Here is a 12,911-nt window from a genome sequence, read left to right as displayed (position 1 = left end):
TCATCCGTCAGGAGGGCGCTCGCCTTTCGCGGGGCCGGGCCGTCCTGAGCGGCCCGATGGCGCGTCATAGCCACAGTGCGCGTGAAAAGCAAGGCGCGTTCTGCCGGCCGTTATAATCATGCATTTTTTACGCGCAAAATGAGTGAATTGCTGTAAAGAATCATCAATCAGGGTTAACTTTTCCCCAATCAGGTGGCCTCTTTGCTCAGTCTGAAACCGTCGTCGCAGCATCAATCAGGTCATGAAGCGGGTGAAATGCATCATTCCGATCGCGGTCTCTTGTTGCGGAAACCTCCGGCCTATCAGGACCGGTGGTGGTCGACCGACGACGGTCTGAGGCTCTATGCGCGCGACTATCCGGCCAGCTCGGGCCGCGTGCGCCTGCCGGTCATCTGCCTGCACGGCCTGACGCGCAATTCCGCCGATTTCGAAGATGTGGCGCCCTATATCGCCGCGCTCGATCGCCGCGTCATCGTGCCGGACATCCGTGGCCGTGGCCTGTCGGAAAAAGACCAGGACCCGATGAACTACCACATCTGGACCTATGCACGCGATATTCTGGACCTTTGTGATTCCATGGGCATCGGCCAGGCGATCTTCGTCGGTACGTCGATGGGCGGCCTGGTGACCATGGTGCTGTCGACCCTGCGCCCGAACCTGATCAAGGCCGCCGTGCTCAACGACGTAGGCCCGGTCCTGTCGTCCAAGGGCCTGGCGCGCATTTCGTCCTACGCATCGCAGACGCACCAGGTCTTCAAGAACTGGCATGACGCCGCCGTCTTCATCGCCGAAGTCAATCGCGTCGCCTTCCCGAACTATTCGCCGTCGGACTGGCAGAAGTTCGCCAAGCGCGTCTTCATCAAGGGCCGTGATGGCCTGCTGCGCCTGGCCTACGATCCGCGCATCACCGAAGCCTTCAAGAGCGTGACGGTGACGTCGAGCACCTACGACATGGCGCCGTGCTATCTCAGCCTGGCGACCGGCCGCCGCATCCTGCTGGTGCGCGGTGCCCTGTCGGACCTGCTGGAAGAGACCGAGGCCCAGGCCATGGAAGCCATGTCGACCGACTTCAAGCGCGTCGATATCGACTATGTTGGCCATGCCCCCATGCTGACCGAGCCGACCGCCCGCGCGGCGATTACCGATTTCCTGGAGAGCCAGGGCTAACCTTATGAGCCGCACAATCGTCTTCGATAGCCCGTTCCTGCTTGGCTTCGACGACATGCGCCTGATGATCGAGCGTGTCGGCCGCAGCCACGACAACTATCCACCCTACAATGTCGAGCAAATCACGCCCGACCATATCCGCATCAGCATTGCGGTAGCGGGTTTCACGCAAGACCAGCTGCGCGTCGAGGTCAAGGGCCGGCAGCTTATGGTCATCGCCACCAAGGAACGCGCCGGCGAGCCGGATGCACGGGAGTTCCTGCATCGCGGCATTGGCCTGCGTGCCTTCAATCGCGGCTTCGTGCTCAGTGACGGTTTCGAGGTGGAGGGTGCGGAGCTGGCCTATGGCCTGCTGCACATCGGCCTGATCCGGCCGGAACTGTCTGACGACGTCCGGATCATACCGATCAGTGCAGGGTAGATTCCAAGCCACCCTGGCTTGGCAAGGGCGACCGCCCGCCGCGCATAGTGCGCTCAAGAAGCGAAGCGTTAGAGCGATATGCCAAAAAGTGTGCAGCGGTTTTTGGCTAAATATCGCGACAAAACAAAAACCTAGAGCATGATGGCGGTTCGACCTAAACGCATCATGCTCTAGCTTCGAAGTGCGCGAGCCTAGTGGCGCTTAAATGGCAAACTAAAGCTTAATTGTCTCGCAGAGACGATTAGGCCGCATTGGAATCCGCTATATCCGTCAGCAACGCATAGATCGCGTCATTGCTTTCCACCGCCCGTAGCTGGTCGCGAAGGTCCTTCTGACGCAGCACGCGCGATACCTTAGCCAGGGCGCGCAGGTGCTCAGTACCCACATCTTCCGGCGCAAATAGTGCGAAGATCAGGTCCACGGGACGATCGTCGATGGCTTCATAGTCGATGGCGGCTTCAACACGCAGGAACACACCGTACATCCGGTTCAAGCCCGCCAAAGCCGCGTGGGGAACAGCGACGCCCATACCCACACCGGTCGAGCCAAGCTTTTCGCGCTCGAGAAGCGCGTGATGGATCGTCGTGGAATCGAGGCCGAGCTGTCGCGCAGCAATATCAGCGATGACCTGAAGGGCCTGGCGTTTGGAATTTACGCTGACATTGCCATTGATGCCGTGGCGATCCAGCAAACTCGTCAAAAACATAACAAATCCAGTATGCGCGGCGTTATAGTGCTTAAGCCCCCTGGCTTGCTGGGCAGGCATTAGCCGGGCGCGCTGTCCGCGTCAACCCGCCCGGCCATGAAGTCTTTATTACATGACTGCGGCGGCTTGTGCCGAAGCGGACGCGTGGGCCTTGCCATTGCCTTTGCCGTTGAGGGTCCGCTCGGGGTCGATCCAGCCGATATTGCCATCCGGGCGGCGATACAGCACCGACAGACCGCCGTGCGCGGCGTTGCGGAACATGATCAGGGGATAGTTGGACAGTTCCAGCTCGGCAACGGCCGCCGGCACCGACATGGTGCGCAGGGCCTGCTCGGTCTCGGCGATGATCATGGCCTGGGGCGGGGACTCATGGTCCATGCCATCATCCAGTTCCTCTTCGGCATCGACATCGGAAGGCGCGCTGCGCAGGACGGTGACATTGGCTACCTCTTCTTTCACCGGCGTGCCGTGATGGTGCTGCTTCAGGCGGTTCTTGTACCGCCGGACGCGCTTTTCCATGTGATCCAGTGTGCCCGTAAAGGCCGAATGGGCGTCACCGCCGAATGCATGCGAAACAAGTACCTGACCGGAAGCGAGCCGGACAAAACAGTCCGCCCTGAACATGTATCCTTCCTTGGAAATGGTGACCTCCGCCGTAGTGCCTCCACGGTCGAAATACTTGGCGATGCCGGCATTCAGTTCATCCTGAATGCGCTGGGTGAGGGCTTCACCGACTTCACACTGTTTTCCACTGACTTGAATTTGCATAGCGCAACACGCTCCGTTCTTCATAGAACCGCGGCCTGCAACCGGCAAAAGACCGGTTCCTGCATGGATAAGCAGGCCGCCCTGAACCCCCCGGGGTAAACGCCCGAAGGCCATTTTACTCTACGCCGTTCTGACCATTTAAAAAGAGCCGAGTGCCGAACAACACGCGTTTGTGTACGCATAAAAACGGCGACATAAAGAAGCCATGCCTAAGGCGCTTTATTTTTATTATTCAGTCGCTTGTGAAGCGATCTCAGCGTGTTTGGCGCTTGCGTTCGACCGACGACGGAATGCGCAAAGCCTCGCGATATTTTGCCACAGTGCGCCGGGCAATATCGACACCGGCCTCTTTCAGGATCTCGACGATACGGTCGTCGCTGAGGATTTCGCCGGTCGCCTTTTCGCCGTCGATCAGGCTCTTGATCTTGTGACGGACGCTTTCAGCCGAGTGCGCCGCCGTGCCGTCCGAAGAGGCGATCGACGAAGTGAAAAAGAACTTAAGTTCGAACACGCCGCGCGGCGTGGCGATGTACTTGTTCGACGTCACGCGGCTGATGGTCGACTCGTGCATGCCGACGGCTTCGGCCACCGTCTTCAGATTCAGCGGACGCAGATATTCAACACCATGGATGAAGAACGCGTCCTGCTGGCGGACGATTTCCGCCGACACCTTGAGGATGGTCCGGGCGCGCTGGTCCAGGCTCTTGATCAGCCAATTGGCCTGGCTGAGGCACTCGTTGAGATAGCTCTTGTCCGCGTCGCTGCGGGCGGCGGACGATACCTTCGCCTGGTACTTCTGGTCGACCAGGATGCGCGGCAGGGTGTCGGAGTTCAGGTCTATGCGCCAGCCGCCGGCGGAATCCGGGCGGACGAAGACGTCGGGCACGACAGTGTGCGACACCTCGGCGTCGAACTGGGCGCCCGGACGCGGATTGAGCGATTTCAGTTCCGAAATCATCTCGGCCATGTCTTCGTCATCGACGCCGCACAGCTTGCGTAGTGCGCTGAGGTCGCGGCGCGCCAGCATTTCGAGGTTGTCGAGCAGGATCGCCATGGCCGGGTCGAAGCGGTTGCGCTCAAGCAGTTGCAGCTTCAGGCATTCCGGCACAGAGGTCGCCATGATGCCGGTCGGCTCAAAGCCCTGGCAGGCCGTCAGGACCTTTTCGACCAGGGCCAGTTCGCAGCCCAGCCGGTCGGCGATTTCGTCAAGCGAGGCACGCATATAGCCGGCGGGATCGACAGCATCGATCAGGATCTGCGCAATCGCCATTTCCGGCGCCGAGAAGTGCGCGATCAGCGCCTGGTCAGTCAGATGTTCGTTGAGGGTCTTTTCGCGCGACAGCGAGCGTTCCAGGCTGTCGTCGTCACCATCGAAGCCACCGCCGCCCTTGCCAGTCTTCGCCCAATCGACCATAGGGCCTTCGCCGGTATCGGCTGCCGAGGACTCGCGTTCGCGCACCACGGGCTCGTCGTCGCCATAGACGTCGGACGCCGAGGCATCGATGTCGTTATTGGCGGCGGCTGTGTCGCGGTCAGTCAGCTCCAGCTCGCGCGACTCGTAGTCCTTATCGCCGTCGGCCGGTGCATCGCTTTCCTGGCTTGTTTCGGCCGGTCCGTCGCCATCTTCGCGCTGCAGCAGCGGGTTGCGTTCCAGTTCGGCCTCGATGACCGCTTCCAGCTCAAGATTCGACAATTGCAGCAGCTTGATAGCCTGCTGCAGCTGGGGCGTGATAACCAGCCCCTGGCCTTGTCTGATTTCGAGCCTTTGTCCGAGTGCCATTCAATTTTCCCGATCAATTGCCGGCACTATGACCGAAATTAATCACTAAAGTCTTGCCGGGAACCAACTTTTTCAAAGTGGGGCAAAGGGGTGAACAGCGGGTAAATATGGTTAACGAAGTTGGGATGATGGGGACGGAGGCTCGATACCCCATCACCGCATTGCTTTCACTCTCGCGCAATTGCGCGGTCGCACCCATGTCTTGACGACGTTGCTGAGTGTTATGACGCGACGGTGTCGAAGACGGCCTGCAAACGTCCCGGATATCGCTTAGAGGCTCGGATATCCCTTAGAGGAAAGAGTCGCCCAGATAGACGCGGCGGACTTCCGGGTCGTGGGTGATGGCGTCAGCCGAGCCTTCGAACAAAACCTCGCCCGAATGGATGATCGACGCACGATCGACAATTTCCAGCGTTTCACGGACATTGTGGTCGGTGATCAGGATACCGATGCCGCGGCTTTTCAGGTAGCTGATGACATCGCGGATATCGCTGATGGCCAGCGGATCGATCCCGGCGAACGGTTCGTCGAGCAGCATGAAGGACGGCTTGCCGGCCAGCGCGCGGGCAATTTCGACGCGGCGGCGCTCACCGCCCGACAGCGCGGAGGCTGGCGAATTGCGGATATGGGTGATGTGCAGGTCTTCGAGCAGGCGGACGCAGTCCTCCTTGACCCTGGCCGGGTTGCTCTCGCGCAGTTCCAGAACGGCGGTGATGTTCTGCTCGACATTCATCCCGCGGAAGATCGACGCCTCCTGCGGCAGATAGCCGATACCGAGACGCGCACGCTGATACATCGGCTGGTGCGTGATGTCCTGGCCGTCGAGCGTGATCGAACCGTAGTCGGCTTCGACCAGGCCGGTGATCATGTAGAAGCAGGTGGTCTTGCCAGCGCCGTTGGGCCCCAGCAGACCGACCACTTCACCGCGACCAAGCTTGAGCGACACGCTCTTGACGACGGCGCGGTCCTTGTAGGTCTTGCCAATGCCTTCGACAACAATGCCGTCGCCGGAAGGTGTCCGGTCGGCCGAGGTCTTGGAAATGGCTGAAAATGCGTCCGCGCTCACTGGGGATATGTCTCGCTTACTGGCTCGCTTATTGGGCGGGCTTGTTCGACGGGTAAAGCACACTGCGCACCCGGCCCTTGGTCTGGCCGCCGGGCGAGGCAGTGAAGGTGGTGACGCCCTTGGACACCTGCGACACAAGCCGGTTGCCGGTCGAGATGTTCTGGCCCTGCTGCAGGATGACATTGCCCGTCACGACCATGGTGTCGTCCGCCTTGGTGTAGACGGCGTTGTCACCCTTCATGATGGTCTGCTGGCCCTGGGCATCGACCGTCACATAGAAGATGTTGCCCGTGGCCTCGATGCGGTTGATATCGCCGCCGGCCTCGGTATAGGTGATGGTCGCGTGGTCGGTGCGCAGCCGCGCCTTGTCCTGCAGGATCTCAACCCGGCCGTCCAGGTACATGGCATTGGCTTGCTGCTCGATACGCTGGGAGTCCGCGCCAACCTGAACCGGTCCGCCCTGACCCGATACCTGCGCCGTGGCCACCCCGGCCGTCAAAGCCAGAACCGTCAGTGCTGCCGCAATGCGAATTTTCATCGTCCGTCCTTCATGCCTTACGCGCCTATTTCCGGTTAAGCGTCGTCCAGACCTTGTTGTCGCCCCGCCCCCGGAAAACGACGTCGGCGCCGTTTTTCGAAATCACAAAGGACTCGCCCACTATATGACCCATGCTTCCGGTTCCTTCAATGCGTTTGTCGCCGGAGATCGTCAAGTCCTTAAGGTTAATGACGGCGGCCTCGGTCCGGAAGGTCATGTCCGACCCGCCCGAACGCATGACGACATTGCCCGTGAGGTGGAACAGGCCCTTGTTGGCGTCATAGGTGCCATTGGCCGACGAAATGTGGGTCGACTTGTCACTGTCACCCTTGAAGTCGATGGCTGGTCCCTTGAGATTGACCAGGGTCAGGTCATTACCCTGCTGGATGGCCTCCAGCCCGCTGATTGTAAACGGCGAGCCCGAGCCGCTCAGGCCCGAATAGCGCGGATTGATGGCGCGAATTTCGCGGCCTTTCGCGGTAATGGGATTAAGCCCGCCGATTATGCTGGTCACGGCAATCCATCCGACGTTCAGCAGCGCGATGCCGACGATCAGGGCGGGCAGCACGGTGCGCAGCGTCTTGATGCGGCGCGATCGGCGGCGGACGGCAGCGACCTGCTGCGCCAGATGCGTCCGGCGCTGGGCGGCTTCGGTCTCGGCATCGACGGCCGGCTCGAAGCGCGCAGAAATTTCCGTCAATTGCGTCGACATTGGATGTGCGTTCCTGCAGAGAATTGTTCAGCTTCAAACGAAGCAGAACAATTCTCTAATTTTTGTTTTGTCGCATTTCCTAACGTCGAACCGATGCCCACTTCGCCGGGAAATGCTCCGGGCCCTACGCCCAGCTATGCGCGAAAATATCGCAATCTTCCCATCCTGCCAAATCCAGTTTGACGCGGTGCGGCAAAAAGTCGAAGCAGCCCTGGGCCAGCTCCATCCGGCCTTCGCGCATCAGCATGGTATTCAGGCGGTCGCGCAGCGCGTGCAGATGCAGCACGTCCGACGCGGCATAGGCCAGTTGCTCAGGCGAAAGCGTGCCATTGCCCCAGTCAGAACTTTGCTGCTGCTTGGACATATCCACGTTCAGCAGTTCGCGTACAAGATCCTTCAGGCCATGACGGTCGGTATAGGTCCGCGCCAGCTTCGAGGCAATCTTGGTGCAGTAGACGGGCGCCGTGACGACATCGAGATGCAGCAGGAACATGCCGATATCGAAGCGGCCATAGTGGAACAGCTTCAGGACATTGCCATCGGTGAGCAGGCGCTTCAGGTTCGGGCAGTCATAGGTTTTGCGATCGAAGCGCACGACATGCGCATTGCCGTCACCGGCCGACAGCTGGACGACGCACAGGCCGTCGCGGCGGAAGCGCAGCCCCATCGTCTCGGAGTCGATGGCGACAACGGCGCCAAGGTCGAGGCCATCGGGCAAATCGCCCTCGTGGTAGAATACGGTCACGGGATACGCCCTATGCGAAGGTCTTCGAGAAGGCTAACCGCCTAAGCCCAAATGGTTAAAAGGTCAATGACAGCGGGCTTTTATCGTGACGCGATGCTTAAGCCGAAGACCGCTTCACACTTTTTGGCGCGTCGCTTATGCGTTCGCCTTCAGGAACCGGATCGTCCGCTGCCAGGCCTCTTCGGCGGCATCGGCATCATAAACTTCCGGACGGGTTGCACCACTGCCGCCGTCGGGACGTGTAAGCGCAATCATCTGGCCCATGAAATCCTCCGTCGTGGCGTCTTATATGGTCGGTTTCAAAGCCCCGGCAAGCCGCCCGACGTCCAAAGCAGCAGTTCGTCGCGGATATTGCGCTGGGCGTCGGCCTCACGCGGCGCAAAGACCTCTGTCAGGAAAATGCGGCGGTCCTGAACGGGTTTGAGAAACATTTCGCAGCGCCCTGCCCTGTAGGCGTCGGCGCCGTAAACCGGCAGGTATTCGCGCGCCACGTTTTCGGCGTAGCGCAGATAATCAGGCCACGGAGCCGCCAGGATCGCCATGTCGATATCGACGACAAGGCCTGAGTCAGGCGTATGGGCCTCGTGTTTTTTCGTTGCCAGGATATGGGCGCAGGCACGATCGGTTGTATCGCCCGTCAATAGTACGCGCAGGGCGTCGGCGCTGCGTTCTTCGTTGTCGGAGCGCGCTGGATCGTAGACGATATCATGAAAGAACAGGGCTAGAAGCGCCGCATCAGCGTCTTTGAAGCGATTGCGCAACGGCAGGAAATCCGTGACGACGGCGGCGATATGATCCAGCGTATGGTAGTGCCGCTGCGGCTCGCCATAGGCCACAACAATGGCTGGCCAGATTTCGGGGCCAAGGCCCAAACGTCCAGCCAGCGCCTGCCATACGCTTTCCAGGTCTTTCACGGTCATCGCGAAGGCCACTCCCACGCCGGCGGCTCATTGTCGGCGATCCGGGTTTCGCCAAGCAACTTTTCAAGCACAATCCCGTTTGTCGGTTTCGCCGCTGACAAGGCGTCGACCAGTTCATGCGAATGCGACACGACCAGGATCTGACTGCGTTCCGACACCTTGGCGATCAGCCGCCCCAGGGCCGGCAACAGGTCCGGATGCAGACTCATCTCCGGTTCGTTCAGCACCATGAAGGCCGGCGGCCGGGGCGACAACAATGCCGCCATCAACAGCAGGTAACGCAGCGTGCCATCGGAAAGCTCTGATGCTTTCAGTGGCCGCAACAATCCTTTTTGCCGCATCTCCAGCTCGAAATAGCCGTTGTCACCCGATATGAAGATTTCCGATCCGGGAAAGGCATCGTCCACGGCGCTCGACAGGTCTTCGACAAAGCCGACTTCGACAATGGTCTGAATGGCGGCCGCCAGGTCACTGCCGTCACTGGCCAGCACCGGCGTATAGGTCCCTGTCTGGGGATGGCGCGCGGGTGCATCACGATCTGTGCGGAAGTGATCGTAGAACCGCCAGTTGCGCATCATCTCACGCAGGCGCAGCAGTTCGACCGCCTCACCGGGATCGGCCGCATGGGTCATCATGCTGTCGAATGGCAACAGATCCGTAAGAACCTGCGACCAGCTGCCGTCTTCGCCGCGAATACGCACGCTTGGCCCCTTGCGGCTGGCAATCTCGTTGCGTGGCCGCAGAACCTGCCCGACCCACAGGCTTTCCAGCTTTATCTGCGGATCCGCATCGAACATGGTCCGCGTTACCGTCGGCGTTCCGGTTGATGGCCGGCCCAGGTCGATCGCATAACCGTAGTCGTCCGTTGAAAACCCGAGTTTCAACGACACCGGATTTTTGCGCACCAGGCCTTCCACACGCTGGGTGCCCGCCTTCATCTCGCGCGAAAACTTTTCCGGCCCGGCCCACAGGGTAAAACTCAGGCCACCTTCGCTAGCCAGGGCGCGGACGATACGGCCCTGGGCGATATCCGCCAGCAGCCGCAATGCACGATAGAGGCTCGACTTGCCAGCGCCATTGGCGCCCGTCACCACATTGAGCGCTTCCAGCGAGACGGTAACGTCCCGCAGCGAGCGATAGCCGGAAATAGCGAGGGTGGTGATCATCCCTCAGATGTAACCTGTGTTAGCGCAGCAGGGAATGGTATTCCTTGTGACGGCGCAGCCAGGCTGCGGCATAGCCGCAGATCGGCACGATACGCCAATCGTTATCCTTGGCGATGCGCGCCACGCCTGCCATCAGGCGGCTGGCGGCGCCGGTCCCGCGCAGTTCCGGCGGGGCTTCGACATAGTGGATGTGCAGGGTGTCGCCGCTCAAACTATAGTCGGCGAAGACCGTTTTGCCCTCAACAACCAGCTCATAGCGCTTGTCATCGGTATTGTCGGTAATCGGATCAGTCAGGGTGTCAGGCATGAGATACGCTCCTTGAACAGGAGAGATAGGTACTCATCCATAAAATCGGAATGCCTTTGTCCGGCAGAGTGGCTCAGCCGGCAGACATCTGATCACCAGCCGTCGGGCGCGCTGCGAAGCGCGGACGCGGCGCCAGGGTCGCACTACGCGCCTGGTAGGGCACATAACTCGCCGGCGACACGGCGCGGGCTGCGGAAATCCAGTTCAAACCAACGACTTTTTTCATGACCATCACCATGGCTACCAAGGGGCTCTGCTCACCCAACGGCGGCAGACCGTTTCTAGAAGTTCACGGTATCAAGATTCGATAAGGAATTTATGAATCGGCTCCGAGAAAAATAACGGTGTTGCCTGTGGGCCTCCCGGACCGCACTGCCTCTGAGAAGAATGTCGCCTGAAAAAAAAGCGGAAAATGTTTCAAAAAGAGCTTGCGTGCCGTGCGGCCTTGAAATAGTAGTCGCCGCCTCGGACGGGGGCACCCTGATCCGGCCGTCGAAAGATGGGGCTTTAGCTCAGTTGGTAGAGCGCTTCAATGGCATTGAAGAGGTCAGCGGTTCGACTCCGCTAAGCTCCACCATTTCCAAATTTCCGACGAAAATTTGATTTTTGTTTGGCGCTCAGGGCCCAAGGCCTCTGGCGGCGCGCAGCCTGCGCTCCCACTTGGTCGCTAGTCGCTTCGCTCCGGGATTTATGCGCATTTCCATAGGCACGGCGCCGTCACAGTGCTATTGATTTGGCAAATGCCGAAATAGGCCAATAAGCCCCATGTCCGAAATATATAAGTCGCTCGCCGACCCGACCCGCCGCCGCATCCTTGAACTGTTGCGCGAGGGCGAAATGAGCGCCGGTGAAATCGCCGGTCACGTCCACGTTTCGAAACCGACCCTCTCCGGCCACTTCGCCGTCCTTAAGGCGGCTGGGCTGATCGACGTCACGCGCTCGGGCACGACACTGATCTATCGCCTGAACACCTCTGTGCTCGAAGACGCCATATTCGCGCTCATGGACATGTTCAAGGTCGGCCAGACGAAGGCTGAGACGCCCGGAAGGCTTGGCCATGCGCCTGAGAACTGAAACCATCCTGTCGGGCCTCATGGTTCTGACTATGGCGGGATTGGGTGTGTGGAGCCATTTCACCCTGCCCGACGCACCGATCGCCATCCATTACAACTTAAAAGGCCAGGCGGATGGATTTGCGCCACGTGACCAGGCGTTGATCCTCTTGCCGGGTGTCGCCCTGTGCCTGCATCTGGGTTTGTTTTCGGTCGTACCGGCGATCGCCCGCAAGGGTGAGCTTTTGTCGCGTTCATCGACCCCTTACGGCGCCACCTGCCTTGCCACTGTCGCCCTGCTGACGACGCTGTATATCGCCATGGTGCTGGCGGCGGCTGGCCTGCCCGTCAGTCCGGTCACCGTGACGACCTTGGGCGGCGGCCTGCTGCTGGTGGTTACCGGCAACTATCTGCCCAAGGCACGCAGGAACCATTTCATCGGTATACGGACGCCATGGACCCTGGCCGACGAGCGTGTCTGGGACAGGACACACCGCCTTGCCGGGCCTTTGCTGATGGTCGGTGGACTGGCGATTGTCGTAGCGGCCTTTTTCGTTCCACCTGATCGGCTGGGCGCCGTCTTCATCGCCGGGTGGACAGTGCCCCTCGTCATCATCCTCGCCTATTCATGGTGGGCTCACCGCGCCTTGCGAGACTGAACTGGCAGGACAACAAACAGGCCAATCCCGATCAGCACGGGCAAGATCCAGCCGCTCCAGCCCAGCAGAGTGACCTGCGTCAGATCGACGTCCTGCCCGGCCGCGCCCAGGATGAGATAGAAGCCCGCCGCGGCATTGATGGCACCGTGCCCAATCGCTGCCGGCCAAACCGATTTCGACCGCAGCCGCAGCCATGACAGGGTCGCGCCCGTGGCGACGCACATGCCGGACATGCAGGCAATCGCCAGCCAACCCGGCGCATCCGGATAATTATAGCCAAGCAGAAGCAGCGGTGCGTGCCACAGCCCCCAGACCACGCCCGAAATCAGCAAGGCCGGAACGATGCCCAGCGGCATAAGGCGGGGCAGCAGCCAGCCGCGCCAGCCGATTTCTTCGCCTACGGCAACAAGGGCATTGACCGGTGACGCGATAATCACGGTCACGAGCTGAATGGCCACCAACACGCCAAGCGGTGGCATCTGGGCCGGCAATGGCCGTCCCTTCAGTTGCGAGTCCAACAGCGCGCGGAAGGCGGAAAAGTCCTTCAGATCCAGTTGAAACAGACCCATAGCCTCTGCAACGAACAGGGCGCCGAGCGTAATGATCAGCATAAGGACGATCGCGACGAGGCTGTATATTATGGTCGGTACCCACGATCCTTTGGCCACGACAATACCCGCCGAACTCAGGAATTTTTGCTCCGGTTCGAAGAGCTTTCCCACTATCGCAGCCGCCACCGCCGGCGTGAACATCATGGCTACGGCGATCAGCATGAATAGCGGGTTTTTAAGCCCGCCATCGAGCCAAAGCGGCAAGCTTACCAGCCACGCCAGGCCACAGGCGAGCCCGACAAAAGTCAGAACGGCAAGGATGTGCTTCATGATATCGCCCCTATATTTTGGTT

17 protein-coding genes and 1 tRNA gene are annotated in these 12,911 nt (G+C 60.1%); 5 read left to right on the top strand and 13 right to left on the bottom strand.

Annotated elements, in window-relative coordinates:
• The first annotated feature begins 255 nt into the window (after nt 1-255).
• Together AC1DON_RS05095 and AC1DON_RS05090 are read left to right on the top strand one after the other, a co-directional pair.
• Nucleotides 256-1,167, top strand: a complete 912-nt coding sequence (locus tag AC1DON_RS05095; protein ID WP_476933667.1) for an alpha/beta fold hydrolase — start codon at nt 256-258, stop codon at nt 1,165-1,167.
• Nucleotides 1,168-1,171: 4 nt separating this feature from the next.
• Nucleotides 1,172-1,588 (top strand): Hsp20 family protein, encoded by a 417-nt coding sequence (locus AC1DON_RS05090; protein ID WP_476933666.1) that lies wholly within the window; start codon nt 1,172-1,174, stop codon nt 1,586-1,588.
• Nucleotides 1,589-1,829: 241 nt separating this feature from the next.
• On the opposite strand, the gene ptsN is transcribed toward AC1DON_RS05090, so the two are convergent.
• From ptsN to AC1DON_RS05030, 12 genes are all read right to left on the bottom strand, one after another.
• Nucleotides 1,830-2,294: a PTS IIA-like nitrogen regulatory protein PtsN gene (gene ptsN, locus AC1DON_RS05085; RefSeq protein WP_476933665.1), complete on the bottom strand. Its 465-nt coding sequence runs from the start codon at nt 2,292-2,294 to the stop codon at nt 1,830-1,832.
• Between the two features lie 108 nt (nt 2,295-2,402).
• Complete coding sequence (hpf, locus tag AC1DON_RS05080) at nt 2,403-3,062, bottom strand: ribosome hibernation-promoting factor, HPF/YfiA family (RefSeq protein WP_476933664.1); 660 nt, start codon at nt 3,060-3,062, stop codon at nt 2,403-2,405.
• Nucleotides 3,063-3,315: 253 nt separating this feature from the next.
• Complete coding sequence (gene rpoN, locus AC1DON_RS05075) at nt 3,316-4,842, bottom strand: RNA polymerase factor sigma-54 (protein WP_476933663.1); 1,527 nt, start codon at nt 4,840-4,842, stop codon at nt 3,316-3,318.
• 289 nt (nt 4,843-5,131) lie between these two features.
• Nucleotides 5,132-5,884, bottom strand: coding sequence for an LPS export ABC transporter ATP-binding protein (lptB, locus tag AC1DON_RS05070; protein WP_476933928.1), 753 nt, complete (start codon nt 5,882-5,884; stop codon nt 5,132-5,134).
• 52 nt (nt 5,885-5,936) lie between these two features.
• Complete coding sequence (gene lptA, locus AC1DON_RS05065; RefSeq protein WP_476933662.1) at nt 5,937-6,446, bottom strand: lipopolysaccharide transport periplasmic protein LptA; 510 nt, start codon at nt 6,444-6,446, stop codon at nt 5,937-5,939.
• Nucleotides 6,447-6,471: 25 nt separating this feature from the next.
• Complete coding sequence (lptC, locus tag AC1DON_RS05060; protein WP_476933661.1) at nt 6,472-7,158, bottom strand: LPS export ABC transporter periplasmic protein LptC; 687 nt, start codon at nt 7,156-7,158, stop codon at nt 6,472-6,474.
• Between the two features lie 124 nt (nt 7,159-7,282).
• On the bottom strand, nt 7,283-7,903 hold the full coding sequence (locus AC1DON_RS05055; protein WP_476933660.1) for a ribonuclease D: 621 nt from the start codon (nt 7,901-7,903) through the stop codon (nt 7,283-7,285).
• A 135-nt stretch (nt 7,904-8,038) separates the two neighbouring features.
• On the bottom strand, nt 8,039-8,167 hold the full coding sequence (locus AC1DON_RS05050; RefSeq protein ID WP_476933659.1) for a hypothetical protein: 129 nt from the start codon (nt 8,165-8,167) through the stop codon (nt 8,039-8,041).
• Between the two features lie 35 nt (nt 8,168-8,202).
• Nucleotides 8,203-8,823: an HD domain-containing protein gene (locus AC1DON_RS05045; RefSeq protein WP_476933658.1), complete on the bottom strand. Its 621-nt coding sequence runs from the start codon at nt 8,821-8,823 to the stop codon at nt 8,203-8,205.
• Nucleotides 8,820-9,989 (bottom strand): AAA family ATPase, encoded by a 1,170-nt coding sequence (locus AC1DON_RS05040; protein ID WP_476933657.1) that lies wholly within the window; start codon nt 9,987-9,989, stop codon nt 8,820-8,822. The genes AC1DON_RS05045 and AC1DON_RS05040 overlap by 4 nt, the downstream gene beginning before the upstream one ends.
• 19 nt (nt 9,990-10,008) lie before the next feature.
• The gene (locus AC1DON_RS05035) at nt 10,009-10,296 is read right to left on the bottom strand and encodes a GNAT family N-acetyltransferase (RefSeq protein ID WP_476933656.1); all 288 of its coding nucleotides are present in this window, start codon (nt 10,294-10,296) and stop codon (nt 10,009-10,011) included.
• 73 nt (nt 10,297-10,369) lie between these two features.
• Nucleotides 10,370-10,522 (bottom strand): hypothetical protein, encoded by a 153-nt coding sequence (locus AC1DON_RS05030; RefSeq protein ID WP_476933655.1) that lies wholly within the window; start codon nt 10,520-10,522, stop codon nt 10,370-10,372.
• A 275-nt stretch (nt 10,523-10,797) separates the two neighbouring features.
• Here AC1DON_RS05030 and AC1DON_RS05025 point away from each other — a divergent pair.
• From AC1DON_RS05025 to AC1DON_RS05015, 3 genes are all read left to right on the top strand, one after another.
• Nucleotides 10,798-10,873, top strand: a tRNA-Ala gene (locus tag AC1DON_RS05025).
• Between the two features lie 188 nt (nt 10,874-11,061).
• On the top strand, nt 11,062-11,370 hold the full coding sequence (locus AC1DON_RS05020; RefSeq protein ID WP_476933654.1) for an autorepressor SdpR family transcription factor: 309 nt from the start codon (nt 11,062-11,064) through the stop codon (nt 11,368-11,370).
• A complete protein-coding gene (locus AC1DON_RS05015; protein ID WP_476933653.1) occupies nt 11,354-12,007 on the top strand; it encodes an SdpI family protein in 654 nt (217 codons plus the stop codon). The genes AC1DON_RS05020 and AC1DON_RS05015 overlap by 17 nt, the downstream gene beginning before the upstream one ends.
• On the opposite strand, the gene AC1DON_RS05010 is transcribed toward AC1DON_RS05015, so the two are convergent.
• A complete protein-coding gene (locus AC1DON_RS05010; protein WP_476933652.1) occupies nt 11,986-12,888 on the bottom strand; it encodes a lysostaphin resistance A-like protein in 903 nt (300 codons plus the stop codon). The genes AC1DON_RS05015 and AC1DON_RS05010 overlap by 22 nt on opposite strands.
• Nucleotides 12,889-12,911 lie beyond the last annotated feature (23 nt).

Source organism: Asticcacaulis sp. P4_H10 (genome assembly GCF_056400965.1).
This window is presented reverse-complemented; position numbering and strand designations above follow the sequence as displayed.

Bases quoted from the DNA above. Each gene is read 5' to 3' on its own strand.
- rpoN (WP_476933663.1), bottom strand. From the start codon at position 4,842: ATGGCACTCGGACAAAGGCTCGAAATCAGACAAGGCCAGGGGCTGGTT.
- AC1DON_RS05035 (WP_476933656.1), bottom strand. From the start codon at position 10,296: ATGCCTGACACCCTGACTGATCCGATTACCGACAATACCGATGACAAG.
- lptC (WP_476933661.1), bottom strand. From the start codon at position 7,158: ATGTCGACGCAATTGACGGAAATTTCTGCGCGCTTCGAGCCGGCCGTC.
- AC1DON_RS05015 (WP_476933653.1), top strand. From the start codon at position 11,354: ATGCGCCTGAGAACTGAAACCATCCTGTCGGGCCTCATGGTTCTGACT.
- lptA (WP_476933662.1), bottom strand. From the start codon at position 6,446: ATGAAAATTCGCATTGCGGCAGCACTGACGGTTCTGGCTTTGACGGCC.
- hpf (WP_476933664.1), bottom strand. From the start codon at position 3,062: ATGCAAATTCAAGTCAGTGGAAAACAGTGTGAAGTCGGTGAAGCCCTC.
- ptsN (WP_476933665.1), bottom strand. From the start codon at position 2,294: ATGTTTTTGACGAGTTTGCTGGATCGCCACGGCATCAATGGCAATGTC.
- AC1DON_RS05030 (WP_476933655.1), bottom strand. From the start codon at position 10,522: ATGAAAAAAGTCGTTGGTTTGAACTGGATTTCCGCAGCCCGCGCCGTG.
- AC1DON_RS05095 (WP_476933667.1), top strand. From the start codon at position 256: ATGCATCATTCCGATCGCGGTCTCTTGTTGCGGAAACCTCCGGCCTAT.
- AC1DON_RS05090 (WP_476933666.1), top strand. From the start codon at position 1,172: ATGAGCCGCACAATCGTCTTCGATAGCCCGTTCCTGCTTGGCTTCGAC.
- AC1DON_RS05050 (WP_476933659.1), bottom strand. From the start codon at position 8,167: ATGGGCCAGATGATTGCGCTTACACGTCCCGACGGCGGCAGTGGTGCA.
- AC1DON_RS05020 (WP_476933654.1), top strand. From the start codon at position 11,062: ATGTCCGAAATATATAAGTCGCTCGCCGACCCGACCCGCCGCCGCATC.
- AC1DON_RS05040 (WP_476933657.1), bottom strand. From the start codon at position 9,989: ATGATCACCACCCTCGCTATTTCCGGCTATCGCTCGCTGCGGGACGTT.
- AC1DON_RS05045 (WP_476933658.1), bottom strand. From the start codon at position 8,823: ATGACCGTGAAAGACCTGGAAAGCGTATGGCAGGCGCTGGCTGGACGT.
- AC1DON_RS05010 (WP_476933652.1), bottom strand. From the start codon at position 12,888: ATGAAGCACATCCTTGCCGTTCTGACTTTTGTCGGGCTCGCCTGTGGC.